General features: G+C 61.7%; 12 protein-coding genes. All 12 read right to left on the minus strand.

Annotation, left to right across the window (positions count from 1 at the left end; genetic code table 11):
• Positions 1 to 15: 15 nt before the first annotated feature.
• The 12 genes from HX868_RS02945 to HX868_RS03000 all read right to left on the minus strand — a co-directional run bounded on the left by HX868_RS02945 (position 16) and on the right by HX868_RS03000 (position 16,101).
• On the minus strand, positions 16 to 1,740 hold the full coding sequence (locus tag HX868_RS02945) for a ShlB/FhaC/HecB family hemolysin secretion/activation protein (RefSeq protein ID WP_246355469.1): 1,725 nt from the start codon (positions 1,738 to 1,740) through the stop codon (positions 16 to 18).
• Between the two features lie 365 nt (positions 1,741 to 2,105).
• Positions 2,106 to 2,588 (minus strand): poly-beta-1,6-N-acetyl-D-glucosamine biosynthesis protein PgaD, encoded by a 483-nt coding sequence (gene pgaD / locus HX868_RS02950; protein WP_095014191.1) that lies wholly within the window; start codon positions 2,586 to 2,588, stop codon positions 2,106 to 2,108.
• 2 nt (positions 2,589 to 2,590) lie between these two features.
• Entirely contained in the window at positions 2,591 to 3,931 is a 1,341-nt protein-coding gene (gene pgaC, locus HX868_RS02955) for a poly-beta-1,6-N-acetyl-D-glucosamine synthase (protein WP_095014190.1), read from the minus strand.
• A gap of 2 nt (positions 3,932 to 3,933) precedes the next feature.
• Positions 3,934 to 5,931, minus strand: coding sequence for a poly-beta-1,6-N-acetyl-D-glucosamine N-deacetylase PgaB (gene pgaB / locus HX868_RS02960; RefSeq protein WP_177001850.1), 1,998 nt, complete (start codon positions 5,929 to 5,931; stop codon positions 3,934 to 3,936).
• A gap of 12 nt (positions 5,932 to 5,943) precedes the next feature.
• Positions 5,944 to 8,424: a poly-beta-1,6 N-acetyl-D-glucosamine export porin PgaA gene (gene pgaA, locus HX868_RS02965; protein ID WP_177001851.1), complete on the minus strand. Its 2,481-nt coding sequence runs from the start codon at positions 8,422 to 8,424 to the stop codon at positions 5,944 to 5,946.
• A 300-nt stretch (positions 8,425 to 8,724) separates the two neighbouring features.
• Entirely contained in the window at positions 8,725 to 10,221 is a 1,497-nt protein-coding gene (locus HX868_RS02970) for a YdgA family protein (protein ID WP_177001852.1), read from the minus strand.
• Between the two features lie 148 nt (positions 10,222 to 10,369).
• Entirely contained in the window at positions 10,370 to 11,002 is a 633-nt protein-coding gene (locus HX868_RS02975; RefSeq protein WP_064052477.1) for a hypothetical protein, read from the minus strand.
• Positions 11,003 to 11,083: 81 nt separating this feature from the next.
• A complete protein-coding gene (locus HX868_RS02980; protein ID WP_177001853.1) occupies positions 11,084 to 12,526 on the minus strand; it encodes an efflux transporter outer membrane subunit in 1,443 nt (480 codons plus the stop codon).
• Positions 12,523 to 13,413 (minus strand): efflux RND transporter periplasmic adaptor subunit, encoded by an 891-nt coding sequence (locus tag HX868_RS02985; protein WP_038842430.1) that lies wholly within the window; start codon positions 13,411 to 13,413, stop codon positions 12,523 to 12,525. The genes HX868_RS02980 and HX868_RS02985 overlap by 4 nt, the downstream gene beginning before the upstream one ends.
• The gene (locus tag HX868_RS02990; RefSeq protein WP_010214247.1) at positions 13,410 to 13,619 is read right to left on the minus strand and encodes a DUF1656 domain-containing protein; all 210 of its coding nucleotides are present in this window, start codon (positions 13,617 to 13,619) and stop codon (positions 13,410 to 13,412) included. The genes HX868_RS02985 and HX868_RS02990 overlap by 4 nt, the downstream gene beginning before the upstream one ends.
• On the minus strand, positions 13,616 to 15,694 hold the full coding sequence (locus HX868_RS02995) for an FUSC family protein (RefSeq protein ID WP_177001854.1): 2,079 nt from the start codon (positions 15,692 to 15,694) through the stop codon (positions 13,616 to 13,618). The genes HX868_RS02990 and HX868_RS02995 overlap by 4 nt, the downstream gene beginning before the upstream one ends.
• Positions 15,691 to 16,101 (minus strand): MarR family winged helix-turn-helix transcriptional regulator, encoded by a 411-nt coding sequence (locus HX868_RS03000; protein ID WP_016976686.1) that lies wholly within the window; start codon positions 16,099 to 16,101, stop codon positions 15,691 to 15,693. Before HX868_RS03000 ends, HX868_RS02995 begins: the two co-directional genes overlap by 4 nt.
• Between the last annotated feature and the right edge of the window lie 109 nt (positions 16,102 to 16,210).

The following is a 16,210-nucleotide window of genomic DNA, read 5'->3' on the forward strand; positions in this document are numbered from 1 at the left end:
GGCAGCGGCGTTGAATTACAGGAAGAAATCCAGGCGGAAATAGATCGGCGCTTCGCGCTCGGTCACCACGCCTGGTCGCTCCAGGGAATGGGCAAAGGTCACGCTGGTGCTGACGTATTTGCCGCGGGCGAACAGCTCGACGGAATTGCTCGATACCCGCCCGTGCTCGTCATCGTTGTAGCGATCGTTGCGAATCACGCCCTGGTCATAACCGACACTGGCGCCGTATTCGGCGAAGGCCGGGCGCATCCAGTCCAGGGTGACCGGTCGCGCCCAGCGCACTTCGTTGCGCCAGTAGCCACCGCTGTCGCCGTTCAGTTGCTGGTCCTTGAAACCGCGTACCGAGTAGGAACCACCCAGGCTCATGCGTTGCGGTGAATACAGGACGTCTTCACTGCGTTGCCCAGTGGCAAGGCTGGAAAAACTCAACGACTCACCCCACAACGTAAAGGGTTGCAGGTAGCTCATCGTGGCGGTGTATTTGCGATAGCGCGGCGTCGCCGTGAGGTTGCCCTGGGCGTCTCGCTCTTGCCGATTGCTTTGCGCGTCAAACGCGCCGATACCGTTTTGCATGCCCACATCCAGGTTGACGAAGGCGCTGCCGATTCGCCGCCCGTGGGTGAGGCCGACCTGGAACTCGCTGAGGCGGTTGCTGCTGGTCGGCAGGCGTGCGTCGAGCACGTAGTTGTTGGTGCGCAGGTGCGTCAGGCCGACGTTGACCGAGGTCTTGCTCACATCGTCGCGATGGATCACGCGTTCGGCGCGCAGTTGGTGGTTCTGGCTGTCGCCGTTTTGCTTGAATTTGAAGTCATCGACCCTGCCGAAGGTGCGGTATTCACTCTCGCTGTAGCTGTAGCTGAAGTTCCACCAGCCCCACGGCAGGTTGTAATAGAACATGCTGCTTTTTGAGGTTTTCTGGTGGTCGCTGATGGCGTCGTGTCCACCGCGCAGAATCAGTTGATCGGCCAGTCCCAGTGGGCTGTCCCATTCCAGGCCCGCGCCCCATTGCTGTTCGCCGGTACTTTTCTGACCATCGTTGTTACGCGACAGGCTGGCGCGCCAGGGCTTTTGCGGCACGTTCTTGACCACGACCTCACTGCCGCCGATCTGGCTGCCAGGGGTCAATTCCATCTGTGCCTGTTTGGAGGGCAAGCGGCTGAGTTGGTCCACCAATTGTTCGACTTCGCGCAGGTTGAGTGCTTCCCCCACTTTGCCGGGAAACGCCATGGCCAGTTCGCGGTCGGTCACGCTGCTGCCCTCGGCGCCCTTCAAGGCTTCGAGCTTGCCTTCGACCACGAGTACTTGCAGATGACCGCTGGAAAGATCCTGTTGCGGCAGGTACGCGCGGCTGGTGACACGGCCCTTGGCGATGTAATAGTCGGTGATGACCTTGAGCAATTCATTGAGCTGCGCCACGCCCAGGCACTGGCCGATGTAGGGTTTGAGCAGGCGTGCGCGATCGGCTGCGGACAGGCTGTCGGCGCCCTTGAGTTCGATGTCCTGGATGGGAAAGCAACGGGTATCGGCCGGCAGCGCCGGCGCTTGGGGCTGGGTGTCTTTGCCGGGCAGGTCCTGGAGTTCTTCCAGGCGCCGGCGCTGCTCTTCGAGGAGGCGGTTCTGGCGGTCGCGGATCAGGTCCTGGTCTCCAGGCGTAGGGGCGGCCGTGGCGCTGTTCAGACTCAAATAAGCGAGCAGGAAAGTGCACAGCAGATACCGAGTCCGTGGCAATAACAAAGACATGTTCGATCCATCGAAAATCAAGGGCCGGCAAACTAACACCGAACTTCCGACAACTCAAAAATAAGAGTTAGTTGGACATTCGTACTAGTTACTCATGCAAGCAATTGATTAATAACAACTAAAAATAATCAAAGAGATATCACGCCTGTCACCGGAAATATTATTCCGACCAGCGGCAGCACTCTTGATCGCGATTCGTCGGACAACGTTTAAATAGCCATTAGTTGGCCATCAAGTTATTGCCGAGATAGGTTAGTACAGGGAAAAGCAGAAAAGTTCGCGGAAGTTTTGTGAATTGGATCCCATTTGTCGGGATTAAACCGGATCGCTCCCACATTGCATGGGAACGATCTTCCAACACTGTTTCAGCTGGCGTCTTTGTTCTGGTCTTTGCCAGGCACCAAGGTCAGCCCGGGTTTTTCCACATCGCGGGAAACATGGGATTTGACCTGCGCCACACCGCCTTCCTCATCGTTGTGGATCACCAGTACCCCAGGCCGACGCAGTTGCTCCAGGTCACCTTCGCCCAGGCTGAAGCTCTCGCTCAGATTCTTGTCGGTGAGCGCCTTGGCCTCGGCGCGACGCTGGGCAAACTTGCGCCCTTTGCGTTGCTGGTAGCGCGCCCAGGTGACCAGGATCACAGCGTTGAACAATGCAATCCACAGGTACACCTGCAAGGTATTGAGCGCGGCAAAGATCGGCGCTTCGATACGCGGTCCACCGTGGGTCTCCAGCATCGAATTGATCCCCCGTGCCAGCAGCCAGATCAACCCGGCCCAGGCCATCAGGGTCAGCAGCACATCGATGATCCACATCACCATCCGTTGGCGGGTTCTGACCAGTTTCATGGTCACGCCTCCTCTTCAGTAGGTTTGATGCCGCGATCCGGGCTGACCCAGCGCGCGCGCTTCTGGTGCTGGTTGAACAGCACCTTGGGAAAACTGACCAGGGTGGTGAACAGGCTGACTAGCCAGAACACCATCGGATACCACACCGTCCAGAACAGGGTCTTCCACAGATCTTTCTCGTAGCGGCGGTCGATCATGATGCTCACGGCGAACTGCACCAGGCACACCATGGCCAGCACCAGGCCGGTAAACGCTGGCGGAACCAGGGAGTCCACCGTGATCGCCGGAGGCAACACCATGAACTTGCCGAGCACGTAGAAGATCACCGACAGCAGGAAAGTAAACGCCCAGCCGGTGGACAGGCAGTATTCGAACAACAGCGGCCACAGGTAGCGATGACGCCATTGCCAGATACCACGGATATTCTTGAACAGCACTTCCGCCCCACCCTGGGCCCAGCGCAGGCGCTGTTTCCACAGGCCGCCGACGGTTTCAGGCATCAGGATCCAGCACAGGGCACGGGGCTCGTAGAAGATGCTCCAGTGATCGAGCTGCAGCTTCCAACTGACATCGATGTCCTCGGTGATCATGTCGGTGCTCCAGTAGTCGATGCGGTCCAGCGCCTTTTTACGGAACGCGACCACCACACCCGATACCGTGAAGATCCGGCCAAACACTCGCTGCGTGCGCTTGATCAAGCCGATGATCGAAGAGAACTCACCGACCTGCACGCGGCCGATCAAGGTCGAGCGCGTACGGATGCGCGGGTTGCCGGTCACCGCTCCCAGGCGCGGGTTATCCAGCATCGGCGCCACCATGTAGGCCGCCGCGTTTTTATCCAGCAACGCGTCGCCGTCGATGCACACCAGGAATTCACTGCGCGCCGCCACGGCGCCCATCCGCAAGGCCACTGCCTTGCCTTGGTTCTGCGCCAAGTGCAGCACGCGCAGACGCGGGTTCTCCAGCGCCAGGGCGTCGAGTACCTCGGCGGTGTTGTCCTTGGAGCCGTCGTTTACCGCGATCACTTCGATGTTCGGGTAGAGCTGACCCAGTGCCGCATGGATGGTGTCGGCGGCATTATCCCCTTCGTTGTAGCAAGGGATGATGATCGAGATCAGCGGGTTACCGGCCAGCTCGGGGGCCGGCGTATCCTCTTTCCAGGGCCAATGGCGCTCCCAGTGCAGCCAGAAATACAGCCCGCCCGCGATCCACAGCGCCGACATGAACAGCGGATAGAAAAACACAAAGTCCATCAGGAACTGCCCGGTGACCAGGAAGATCAGGCCCAGGGGCACACCCAATACCAATGCCAGCACGAATAAAGCCAGGATTCTATCGAACATGGTCAAGGGTTCCATTGGTTGGAAAGGGCCGGACGCACTGTCTTCAGGTCCGGGGAGTTTTCCAGGAAGTTGTCCGGGTAGTAGCCAAAACTCGTGACACCCTGGCGCTTGAGTACACCCATCCATTCAGCCATCTGCGCGCTGTCGATATCCGGCGCGGCCTGGGTGCGCCAGTCTTTGGCTTGCAGTTCGAACACCGTGCGTTCCATGGCGCCGGGACGCGCCTTGACCGTGGCGACCAGCTTCTCCAGCCAGGCGTTGGAGTTGCTGTACTCCTGGCCTTCCATCAGCGGCATGGCCATGGGCGCGGTCCAGTCGTAGGTCTGCAGGAAATCATCCAGGTTCTGCGCAAACCAGGCTTCGCTGCCGGGGTTGAGCATCGGCTCGGCGAAGATATTGCGCGCGGTCAGTATTTGCGGCCCACCGATGGCGCGGACCTTGGCAGTCAGCTCCTTGGTGAAGTCGATCAGGTAGCGGCTCTTGAAGCGGGTCCAGCGCTGCATCACGGCCGGGTCGGCACGCAGTGCCTCAATGGTGTTCGGCAGGCCGGCGGCGGCATAGGCCTTGAGCGCGGCGGGGCTGGCATCTTCGAAATCGTTGAACACCGCATCGTCGTGGTACAGCACACCGTCGATGGCGTTGTTGCGCGCCAGGTCCTCGTAGATCTCACCGATGATCTTGCGCACCTGCGGGTCGAACGGCGACAGGCGTTTATATTGGTCCGGGTCGAGGCCGACCTTGCCGGTTTCCGGGTCCCAGCGCGTTACGCGTGGCAGCTTGGGGTCGAGGGCAAAACTGAGCACCGGCATCCAGGCGTACACCGCAGCATGGGCACGGGTGTGCAACTGCCAGGAGACGCGGTTGAACAGGTCGGCGCGTACCGGCAAGTGGCGGTTGGGGAAGTACACCGAATGCACCAGGCCATCACCCTTGGGATCGGCGAAGGCTTGCAGGAACACCGTCCCGGCGCCCATATCCACCACGCGCTGTACCAACTGGTCGAGATTGCGTGCCTGTTGAGCCGGGTCCGGGTCGTAGACGTTATCCAGGTCCACATGCAACACGCGCATCGGCGCCTTGGTTTGTACCGCGACCATGCTGTTGGCGAAATGCTCGCCATCCGGGTCGGAGGCGACCAGGAAGCGCGGGCTGTTCATCAAGTCGCTGGAGCTGTCGAGGCCATCTTCCAGGGTCAGGGCCATCTGGTAGCCCTGCTCGCCAATGATCGCCAGCGAGGTGCCTTTGGCGGCACCGTAAGGCCATACCCACACCCGTGGTTTCTTGCCGGTGACGCTTTGGATCTTGTTGGAGATCGCCACCACATCGGCACGCATCCGCGCATCGAATTGCGCCTGGCTTTCATAGCGCCCGGTGGCCGGATCAAAACGCAGCGAGGTCGCCGCCGGCTCCAGGTTGCCCTGGGGGTTGGCCAGGATGCCTTTGTGGTTGTTGTCGGTGTGCGCAGCGATTTCCACCAGGCCCGATTGAGATACTTCGCGGATCTGCTGCCAGGTCAGGAACTCGCCACGCGGCCGTGGCTGGCCGGCGAAGTCCACCGGCTGGTTCATCGGCGTGTCGATCCAATAGCCCACCGGCGCCAGCAAGGCCGGCCAGCGATAGGCACGCAGGATCGGCATCACGCGGGTGTAGAAGCTCGAATAGCCATCGTCGAAACTGAGCATGATCGCTTTGGGCGGCAACTCAGGCCCACCGTTGCGCGCCGCCAGGATCTGGTCGACGCTGACCGCCTTGTAGCCGTTCTCGCGCAGCCAGGCCAACTGTTCGATCAAACGCTCGGTGCGCACCGCCACCACCGCCTGATCGGGGTCGCGATCCTCGACGTCGTGGTAGGCAATGCCCAGGAAATGGTTTTTCGGCCACGGCGCTTCGTTGGCCGGTGTCGGCCGCTCGGCGGGTGGAGTGAAAGGCGCGGGTTGCTGGGCACAGGCACTGGCCAGCATTACGCCCAGAATCAACAAGCAACGGCTGAGGACGGTCATGGTCAGGCTCTTCTAGAAACGGTAAGTGAGGTCGACGAGCAGACGCAGATCGCGTTCGCGATCGCCGTCGTAAGGTCGGCTGATCAGGCTCAGGTTGGCGCCGGCTTCCAGGACATCGTTCCAGCGATAGCGTTGGCCGTAGCCCACCAGACCGATGCCACCCGTGGAATAATCCTGCTGGCTATACGTACCCGCACCGACCTGGAACTGCTGACTCCACTGGGTCTCGTAGCGGTGATAGAGCACATGATTGATGTTGAGGACGGGCAACACGGTGAAATCCGACTTCGGGTTGAAGTAGACCGTGTCTTCCTTGCTGTTGCGGCTGGCGCCGACTTCCAGGCCCAGGTCCACTTGCACTTTCGGCGAGCTGTAGAGGCCTTCGCGGCCGCTGAGCAAGGCTTCGAAGCGGTCGTTGCCGTCGCTGAAATGGGACGGGCTGAGGGTCAGTTTCCACTCGCGGCTTTCGTTGGCGCGCCAGCGGATGAAACCGCTGCCGCCGTTGGCCGTGATCCCGTCATTCAATGCCCGCAATGGGGTGGTGGACAGCAGGTAGCCGACGCTACCGCCGTACTGCCAGTTATCGTTGATGTCACGGGCAATCGACACGGCGGCGCCTTGTTTGGAGCCATCGCCGTAGGAGTGGTTGGAGACCTCGGCTTCAATGGTCATGTCGCGGGTCCGACGCTCTACGCCGACCACTTGCCAACGGTGATGGCCAGTGCCCTCTTCAAAGTCGGCAGTGGCATAACCGGCACCGGCGAACACGCGCCAGTCTTCGTCGATGGGCGGCGTGTAGATCCGGCTTTCAATGCCCCAGTCGCGGCTACCCGAGACGGCACCGGCATCACCGTTGTTGCCGCCGCCGAAGCTTTTGCCGGTATAGGCTTCGACCCGCAGCTCGGCCATGTCGTGCACATCACGCAGGCGTTTGAGGCGCTGTACCTGGCGGTTGTCCGGGTTACGGGCGACCACGTCGTCGGTGAGAATGTCGAGTTGACGCCATTCCTGCAGGTCCAGGGCCGTGAAGCCTTGGGACATCTCCAGGCCGATGTCACGCGGGCTTTGCGCTTCGGTTTCCTTGAGCGATTGCTCGGCGCGGCGTGGCCAGTCGCGGGCGCGGTACATCTCGGCTTGCGCCAGGCGCAGGCCGATGCTACCCGGCGCATTGCCGACCAGTTCTTCCAGGGCCTTTTCGCTGGACGGCAGGTCGGAACCATAGGTGCCGGCCTGAGCGGCCAATTGCTGGGCGTCCATCCACTCGTCGTTGGGGTTGCCGATGGGCAATCCCTTGAGTTCAACCCGCGGTTTCTGGCTGTCGGCCAAGTTCTTGGCGACCGCCCGCGCTTCGTCCACCTGGTCGTTTTCGAGCAAGGCGTAGAACAAGGCGGTGCTGTCTTCAACGCGGTCGCCCACGTCCGCATCGGGTGCGCTCAGCGCTTGGCGATACAACGGCGCCGCCTTTTCCGGCAGGCGCTGGTCGAGGTAGGACGCGGCCACCCAACGCACCGCATAGGTGGGCAACTGCACACCTTCGGCCTGGAGGGTTTCGTACTCGCGGATCACCTCGGCAGTACGCGCCCGCGCCTTGAGCGCACCCAGGCGGTCGATGCGCCAACGCACCACGTCGTCTTTGGCCGTAGGGTCCGGGGTCCAACGGGCAAGGAGCTGGTCGTAGCCCTGCAAGGCGCGATCAGCGATGACATAACGCTCTTTCTCGGTACGCGTGGCGAACTCGGCCATGCGCACGCGTTCGGCGGCCAGGTCACCTTCGAGGCGACGCTGGGTCACCGGGTCGACAAGACCAGGGCGCTGAGCCGACAGGCGCAACGCAGGCTCGGGCAGACGTGCTTTTTGCAAGGCAACAACGTATTCGCGAGCCACTTCCGGCTTGTCACCTGCACGGATAAACGCCTGGTCGAATTCAAACAGTGCGTCGTACTGCAAGCCCGCGCGGGTCAGCGCATAACCCAGTGCCATGCGTCGGTTGGGATCATCCGGTTTGGCGGTCACCAGCGCGCGAGCGCGTTGCACCGCTTCGCTGGCTTTGCCGCCGTCGGCCTGGGTAAGGGCCAGGCCCAGTTGCAGGTCGACATTGTTCGGCTCACGCAGCAGCGCCTTGCGATAGACCGCCTCGGCCTGCGCCCACTGCTTCTGATTGCGATAAGTCCGCGCGACTGTAGCCAGCGCCTGGGCGGTCAAGTTGCGATTCTGTCCCTGTGCCTCGTACACCTTGAGCACTTCGGCGTCCTGGCCGGCCCAACCGGCGATCACCAGGTGATCGCTGATCTGGCCTGGCGTCTGGCGCTCGGCCGGCAGTTGGCGCAGTTGAGTCAGGGCGGGTGTGAAGTTGCCGTTGCGCGCCTGGATGATCAGGGCGTCATAAGCCGGGTCGGCCATGGCGAAGGTGGGCATCAGCAACTGGCTGCACAAGGTTACCCCGATGAGCAGCCGTAACCGGCCTGAGGCACTGAGTGGGAGGTTTCGCAGCATATCGTGAGCTTCCTTACACACGGAAAGCTGTAACGATAGGTGGTCCTGAGCAATTTGCATCAGGGTGTCGGCGTCTCGTGACCCGACCTAGCTTTCCTGTATGAACTATCTCCGAAGCCTGTAGGAAAAAGGACAACTCATAACAATTGTTCAGAATTGAACGCCAAATCTGAAAAACCAATGGGGGAGCAGGTTTGCCTGCGATAAAGGGTGGCTAACCGACATAAGTGTCGACCTTTTGACCTTTATCGCGGGCAACCCCGCTCCCCCATTAATTATTTCTGGGCGATGGCGAAATCTTTACTGCGCGCCGCCGACCGCACCGACTTTGGACATCACAAAGCCGATGAATTGCTCGACGGTCATCTTCTGGCCGTTGAACGTCACTTCATTGTTGGCGTAATGCAGCTTGGACACCACGTCGCTGCCGACCAGGGTTGCCAGTTGCGTGCCGACGGCCATGCCGCTGACCATCTCGCTGGCCATCTGGGATTGCTGCTCGATGGCTTTAGGGTCGGTCACACCACCGACCTGCGCTTGCAGGGCGGCAACGTCGGCGATCATTGGCTTGGACAGGGTCAGGTTGGCATCCAGCAGCGAGACCATTTGCTTGCCCAACTCTACCGGAGGCAGCTCCATAGAGGTCGGCTTGGCCAGGTCCAGTACCAGGTTGAACTTGCTTTCACCGTGGGTGGTTTTCAGCGACAGGTTTTCCAGCGCCAGGTGCGGCTTGGCGGCCAGCAATTGGTTGACGTTGGCTTCTGCCAGGGTCTGCTCGGCTTCGGTCAGTTGCAGCTCGGGCACCGGCTGACCGGCAGCGGCGGCGGCTTGCACCGGCTGCATCTTGTCCTGATACAGCTTGGTCAGCACCAGGCCCGACGGTACGTCGATGTTCTTCAAGCTCAGGGCCATGGCGGCAGAGCCGACCGGTTTACCCTGATAGCCAATCTCGTCGATCTTGTAGTCGACGCGACCGGACATGTTGTTGTCTTTGATTTCGCTGGTGTCTTTTTGCTCGAAGCCCTTGAGAGTCATCACCGCTTTCTGCGGGCCGAAGGTGAGCTTGGTATCGGTCAGCTCAACGGTGTTCTGCCCGGTGTAGAAGCCGAAGGTGGATTTTTCCAGGTTGCTGGCCACGGTCAGGCCGGCGAATTCGGCGCTGAACGGCGCGCCGTTGGCGTCAATGACATCCAGTTTGAGGCTGTTCATGTAGCCATCCACCTTGACCTTCTTGCCTTCGGCAGTGCTGTCAAAGTCCAGGTTCAAGCCAGAGAAGTTCACCGAGGACGTCACGTCCTTGAACTCCAGCGGCAGCAATTCGAGGTTGCCGGTGACCGAACGGCTGTAGCCGATATTGGCCACGCCTTTGAGCGGCGACACGTCTTTGGCAGCGGCGAACCATTTTTCGGTGGTGGCGTTCTTTTCCAGTTCGAAATGACTGGTGGCCATGACCGGCAGCCACTTCAGCGACACCAGGCGCGAAAACGGCAACGGGCCGTGTTCGATATGGTCGACAAATAGCAGCTCAGGGTTCGGATTTTGCTCGCCGAAGAACGAGCCCTGGCCCTTGAGGCGGTAGTGCGCGGTGCTGCTGAACAGGCCACGGTCCAAGGACACCAGCTCCAGGTTAACGGTACCGTCGACACCGGCCATGGAACGTTGCAGTTCCTTGTTGGCGTCCTGCACCGCCGTTTGCAGCACGGGCTCCAGTTGCTTACCGGTGTACCAGGCACCGCCTGCACTGACGACGCCGACGGCGACAACGAAACCCAAAAGAACAACGGCTGGCTTATTCATGAAGTGACCTGATCAAATCCTGTGAGAAGTGGGCTGTCTTCCTTGAACCCCGTGGGGGGATTGGCTCAAGCCCGCCGAAAACGGGGGAAGATTAGCACTGGCGGCCGCGAACGGCCCAGCTTTTCAGAGGGATCAGTTCCGTACTAGTTCAGGAATACTCCAGCTCGATTTCATCCAACTGATGGTCGAAACTCTTCAGGCGGGCCGTCCAGGTGTACACCAGCACCTCAAACTCGCGGTGTATCACGGCATTGCCGGGGGTGTCGGTCTTGGGGTCGCAGAAGTCCAGTTGGTAGCGCTCGCGGGCCATTTGCGTGGCCACATCGGACAGTTCCCGCGCGTTATTCAGCCAGTGCCTACCGTCCGCGACCTGTTGATCGAGCGCCACGCACTGCTTCTTCAGGACTTCGAGGCTTTTTTCCAGGGGCGTGCCGGTCAGGTCGCCCATGACTTCCTGGAACGTACGCCCCGGTTGCCAGTAGCTGCCCCAGAAGTAGCGATCGAACACGGTCTCGACCCGGCGCAACGCAACCTTGGTGTCCCAGATCGCCACGCGGGTCTTGCCTTGTTCGAGGAGTTTTTTCTTCACCCGCTGGTTCTGGTAGGACGCCCAGGCCACGACGCCGATGGACAGGGTGCCGATCACCAGGCAGGCGCTGTCGAGGAACACCATCGCCTTGTCGAGTTGGTGAGCCAGCATGACGCCGTAGAAGTAGGTGGCCGATAACAACACCAGTGCAAAACACACGCACCAGAAAGCGGGAGCATAAGGGTTTTTCATTATTGGAATCCCCATGAGCAAACGCGAACGTTGACCGGCGGGCCATCACGGGAGCCCGCCAGTCAAAGCATAGCTATTTGCTCAGGGTTTGCTGGCCGACGCGGGTTGCGTTCGTCCGCTTTCCCAACCGCCGCCTAGGGCCAGGAACAGATCGATCTGGCTCATGGCGACCTGGGTGTTGGCGGCGGCCAGTTGCGCGCGCATGCTGGTGTGGGTGCCGGTGGCTTGCAGATCGGCCAGGAACGAAGCGCGACCGGCCTGGTAGAAGCGGTGCGTCTGGTCGGCGGCTTCTTCCGACGAGGCTTCGGCTTCGGCCAGCGCATCGCGCCGCTGCAGCAACGCGGTGTACTGCGCCAGCCCGGTCTGGGTCTCGCGAATGGCGTTGAGCACCACCCCATCGAAGTGCGCCAGGGCGCCTTGGGTCGCGGCTTCGGCTTCATGGATACGGGCCCGGGCGCCGTTGGTCGGCACCGTCCAACTGATCAGCGGGCCAAAGCCCCAGCGGTTGGTGGCGGGCTCGCCAAGGTTGTCCAGGATACCCACCGTGCCGACTGTGGCACCGATGCTGATGTCCGGGTACAGCGCGCCGGTGGCCACACCGATCCGCGCCGTGGCGGCAGCCAGTTGGCGCTCGGCCTGGCGCACATCGGGACGGCGCTTGAGCAAGGCGGCGCCATCGCCCACCGGCAGCAGTTGGGCGATGTGCGGTAACTCGGCGCAGCTGCTGGTGCCGGCGGGCAATTGATCCACCGGTTTGGCCAGCAACATCGACAAGCGAAAAAGCCCAGCCTGGCGCGCGGCGTCATAACGCGGCATATCGGCGCGCAAGGACTTGAATTGGGTTTGCGAACGGGTGACCTGGGTTTCGTCGCCACGGCCGGCGTCGCGCAGGCGCTGTGTCAGGCGCGTGCCTTCGGCTTGCAGGTCGAGCGAATGCTGGGCGATGGCCTTTTCTTCGTTGGCAGCGCACACCTGGGTGTAGGAACGCACCACGTCGGCCACCAGGGTAATACGCGCGATATCCGCCGCAGCTTGCGTGGCGTCAGCACTGGCCTGGGCGCTTTCGATGCCGCGTTGCAGGGTGCCGAACAGGTCGAACTGATACGAGGTGCTGATACCCACACTGCCGATGTTGGCGACCGGCACCTTGTCCGCGAGCAAAAAGGCTTCACCGGACTCCTGCAGACGCTGGGCCTCAGCCTTGGCACCGGCACTCCAGCCGCCCGCAGATTCGGCCTGCTGCACCTGGTACCGCGAGCGTTGCAGGTTGGCGGCGGCCACGCGCAGATCCGTGTTGGAGGCCATCGCCTGGCGCACCAGCTCATCCAGGCGCGGGTCCTTGTACAACCGCCACCAATCCGCCGGCACCGGCGCCGACACCACGTTGCTGCCCTCACCTGCGATCGTCCCTTGCAGGTCGCCGCGATTGACCGCAGCTTTATCCGGCAGCGAGTAATCCGGGCCCACCGCCTGGCAGGCCGACAGCAGCAAACCCAGCGCGGCAGTGGCCAACAGCTGCTTCATGGCTGGTCTCCGTCTTTAACCTTATCGCCGATGATCGAGACGGTAGCCGTACGCCCGGCGATCATGCGGAAGTCCGCCGGCACATCATCAAAGGCGATACGCACCGGAATCCGCTGGGCCAGGCGCACCCAACTGAACGCCGGGTTGACGTTGGGCAACAGGTTGGAGCCGCTGCTGCGGTCGCGGTCTTCGATACCGGCGACGATGCTCTGCACATGGCCGCGCAGGCGGGCGTTGTCTCCGATCACACGGATGTCCACCGCCATGCCGACGTGGATGCCGTCGAGCTTGGTCTCTTCGAAATAACCATCGATATGGAACGAATTGCTGTCCACCACCGACAACACCGGGCGCCCGGCGGTGACGAACTCCTGGGTGCGCGGCGCACGGTCGTTGACGTAACCGTCCACGGGGCTGCGGATCACCGAGCGGTCGAGGTTGAGCTGGGCGGAATCCACCGTTACCTGGGCTTCGGCCAGGGCCGACTGGGCACGAGCCACGCGGGACTGGCTTTCTTCCAGTTGCTCGCTGGGCACCAGGTTGCCGAGGCCACGGTTACGCTTGTACTCGCGCTGGGCCTGGGCCAGGGTTTCCTGGCGGTCGGCCACGGCGGCCTGGGCTTGGCGCAGGGCCAGCTTAAAGCGGTCCTGGTCGACGGCGAAGAGCACTTGGCCCTTGGTCACCAGCTGGTTGTCGCGCACGTCCACACGCTGGATCAGCCCGGACACGTCCGGCGCGATCTGCACGATGTCGGCACGAATGTGGCCGTCACGGGTCCAGGGGGCAAACATGTAGTACATGACCATGCGCCACACCACGACGACCGCAAACGTCACGATCAACAGCGTGAGGACTACACGGCCGATGGTCAAAAAAGGTTTTTTCATGTCATCAGGTATCGACTGAGTGAGTCCACCGCGCCCAGCAACAGCGCGTAGAGCCCCACATTGAACAATGCCCGGTGCCAGACCAGGCGATAGAAGTGGAGCCGGGTCAACAACCCGTGCACCACCAGGAACAACACGTACGTAATGCCCATCAGCACCAGCAGCGTGGGCAGGAACACCCCGCTGATATCCAGATCACCGATCATAAAGGCGCTCCATCAGGCAGCGGCGCTTCCATCTCGGTGCCGCCAATAAATTCCACGCCAGGCAGCAGTGACAGGCGCAAGCCTGCCAGCGCATGCAAAAGATGCAGGCGGGTGTCGTCTTCGTCTTGCAGGCCTTGGCCGTTGAGGGCGCGGCGCGTGCGGTCCAGGGTCATCAGCAGACCGCTCGGCGCAGGCAAGCGTTCACCGGCCTTGAGGCACGCCTTGAAGTAACCGCCCACACCTTCCACCACTTGGTTGAGCAGCACCCGTGGCACGCCGAGGATGCGCGGCGAGTAGGCCAGCAGGTCGAGCAGGTTCAGCGCCACGCGCAGATCGCGCAGGGCGGTGCCGGTGTCCTGGTTGATCAGGGCCAGGCGCGGCAGGTGCTGCATCAGGCGGTCGAGCATCTGCGCGGCCATGTGCCGGTGTTCGGCCAGGGTCGCGGGCTCGGTGAGGCTGACGATGTCGCGCCAGCTGAAACGCGTCAGGCGCTTGGCCGCCAGTTCGGCGCCAAAGGGCCGCGCGATCAGCGTCCACACAAAGGCGAACAGCAACCCCACCGGCCCCGCCAGGTTGACGTTGGCGAAGTTGAGGAAGTCGGCGTCATAGGCGCCCTGGATGCTGATGAACGACGAGGTGTTCACCAACGTCAGCAGCATGCCCAGGTAAAAACGCGGCTGCACGGTGAGGGTGCCGATGCAGATAAACGGCACGGCGAACGCCAGCACCAGCATCGGAAAATCATGCAGGTTGGGCAGCACCAAAAACAGGTAAAGACTGGCGAACAGCACCGACATCGCAGTCCAGAAAAAGAACCGATAGATCTGCGGCGCCGGGTCGTCCATCGAGGCAAAAAAGCTGCAGGCAACGGCGGCCAGGATCACCGCGCTGCCGCCGTCGGTCCAACCGAGCAGGATCCACAGCACCGAGGCAACGATGATCGCGGTGACCGTTGAAAACGCCGAGTAGAACATCAGCCCACGGTCGAGGAACGGCGTGAGCCGACCCAGGCGCCAATGGCGGTAGACGGCGCGCCAGGTGTCCTGGCTTTCGCACTGGATGGCGGCTTGCAGGCTGCGGCAGTCTTGCCACAGGTCGATCCACTCTGCGAGACGGTAGAGCGCGTTGGAGAACAGCAGCGTGTGCCGGTCGTCCAGCGCTTCGCCCTGGGGTTGAGCGGCGTCGACCTTGTCGCGCAGCACGCGCCAGCGTTCCAGGGGCGCTTGCTCGGTTGTGCCTTCCAGCCAGGCGTTGGCTTCGTCCAACAAAGGCTTGAGCTGATCAAGAAACTCCGGTGCGCGATGCTCGATGGCGTACACGGCATCATCCAGTGCATCGATGACCGGCAACAGGTGAATCATGCGCCCGCGCAGTTCCTTGGTGTTGCGCACCGTCTGCGGCCGCGCGCCTTCGTGGGGCAACTGGCCAATCATCAATTCAAGGGTGTTGAAGGTGGCGACCATACCACCGCGCAGGGTGCTGATTTCTTCAGGCTCAACCTGGCGCGTCAGAAAGCGTTGGCTGTAGACCTGAGCATCGGCAAACCACTTGGCCACCGAGCCATCGAACACCGGCATCAGGCGGCGCGGCCAGAACATCGCGCCGACCACCGCTGCCACTGCGATACCCAGGAAGATTTCTTCGGTGCGCGCCTCGGCCACGTCCCACACCGCCAGCGGGTTATCCACCACCGGCAAGGCGATCAACGGCAAGGTGTAGCCGGCCAGCATCAGCGCGTAGTTGTTGGCGGTGCGCAGGTGCATGGACAGAAACAACAACGTGCCCGTCCACAAGGCAATCACCACCACCAGCATGTAGGGCGACTGCACGAACATCGGCACAAACAGCACCGCCGCCGCAGCGCCCATGAAGGTGCCGATGGCGCGGTACAGCGCTTTGGAACTGGTAGGGCCGACAAACGGGCTGGAGACGATATACACCGTGGCCATCGCCCAGTACGGACGCGGCATTTGCATGAGCATGGCGATGTACAACGCGATCATCGACGCCGCGAAGGTACGTACCCCGTAGAACCAATCACGGGCAGGCGGGAAACCGGTAAAAAATCCGTTCAAAGCGACGCCGCCTCGAAGGCGCGCAGCACACGCAGCGCGGCTTCCATATCGCTGTGGGGAATATCGGCCAGCACTTCCTTGCGCAGACGCACCAACTGCACTTCCACCGCTTGCACCAGCTCGCGGCCACGCTCGGTCAGGCTCAAGGCCTTGGCGCGACGGTCATGGATGTCTTCGGTGCGGCACACATAACCGTCGGTGCACAGGCGATCGAGCAGGCGCACCAGCGACGGGCTTTCCATCCCCGACGCCTGGGCGACTTTGACCTGATGCACACCATCGCCCAAGCGGCCGATCATCAACAACGGCACGGCGCAGGCTTCGGAGATGCCATAGCTCACCAGCGTGGTCTGGCAGATTTTGCGCCAGTTACGGGCGCCCACCACCATGCTGCTGCTCAGGTTCATCTGGAGTTGTTCGAGGGATTGAGGCACTGGATAGTTCGCATACAGTTAGTTTGCTAACTATCAATATGGTGGATGGATCCAAATGCGTCAAGTTTTGAAACAATTTAGC

It is taken from the genome of Pseudomonas reactans, from assembly GCF_013385825.1.
Taxonomy (GTDB): domain Bacteria; phylum Pseudomonadota; class Gammaproteobacteria; order Pseudomonadales; family Pseudomonadaceae; genus Aquipseudomonas; species Aquipseudomonas reactans.

Coding starts and splice junctions, on each gene's coding strand:
- HX868_RS02945 (WP_246355469.1), bottom strand. CDS start 1,740: ATGTCTTTGTTATTGCCACGGACTCGGTATCTGCTGTGCACTTTCCTG.
- pgaD (WP_095014191.1), bottom strand. CDS start 2,588: ATGAAACTGGTCAGAACCCGCCAACGGATGGTGATGTGGATCATCGAT.
- pgaC (WP_095014190.1), bottom strand. CDS start 3,931: ATGTTCGATAGAATCCTGGCTTTATTCGTGCTGGCATTGGTATTGGGT.
- pgaB (WP_177001850.1), bottom strand. CDS start 5,931: ATGACCGTCCTCAGCCGTTGCTTGTTGATTCTGGGCGTAATGCTGGCC.
- pgaA (WP_177001851.1), bottom strand. CDS start 8,424: ATGCTGCGAAACCTCCCACTCAGTGCCTCAGGCCGGTTACGGCTGCTC.
- HX868_RS02970 (WP_177001852.1), bottom strand. CDS start 10,221: ATGAATAAGCCAGCCGTTGTTCTTTTGGGTTTCGTTGTCGCCGTCGGC.
- HX868_RS02975 (WP_064052477.1), bottom strand. CDS start 11,002: ATGAAAAACCCTTATGCTCCCGCTTTCTGGTGCGTGTGTTTTGCACTG.
- HX868_RS02980 (WP_177001853.1), bottom strand. CDS start 12,526: ATGAAGCAGCTGTTGGCCACTGCCGCGCTGGGTTTGCTGCTGTCGGCC.
- HX868_RS02985 (WP_038842430.1), bottom strand. CDS start 13,413: ATGAAAAAACCTTTTTTGACCATCGGCCGTGTAGTCCTCACGCTGTTG.
- HX868_RS02990 (WP_010214247.1), bottom strand. CDS start 13,619: ATGATCGGTGATCTGGATATCAGCGGGGTGTTCCTGCCCACGCTGCTG.
- HX868_RS03000 (WP_016976686.1), bottom strand. CDS start 16,101: ATGAACCTGAGCAGCAGCATGGTGGTGGGCGCCCGTAACTGGCGCAAA.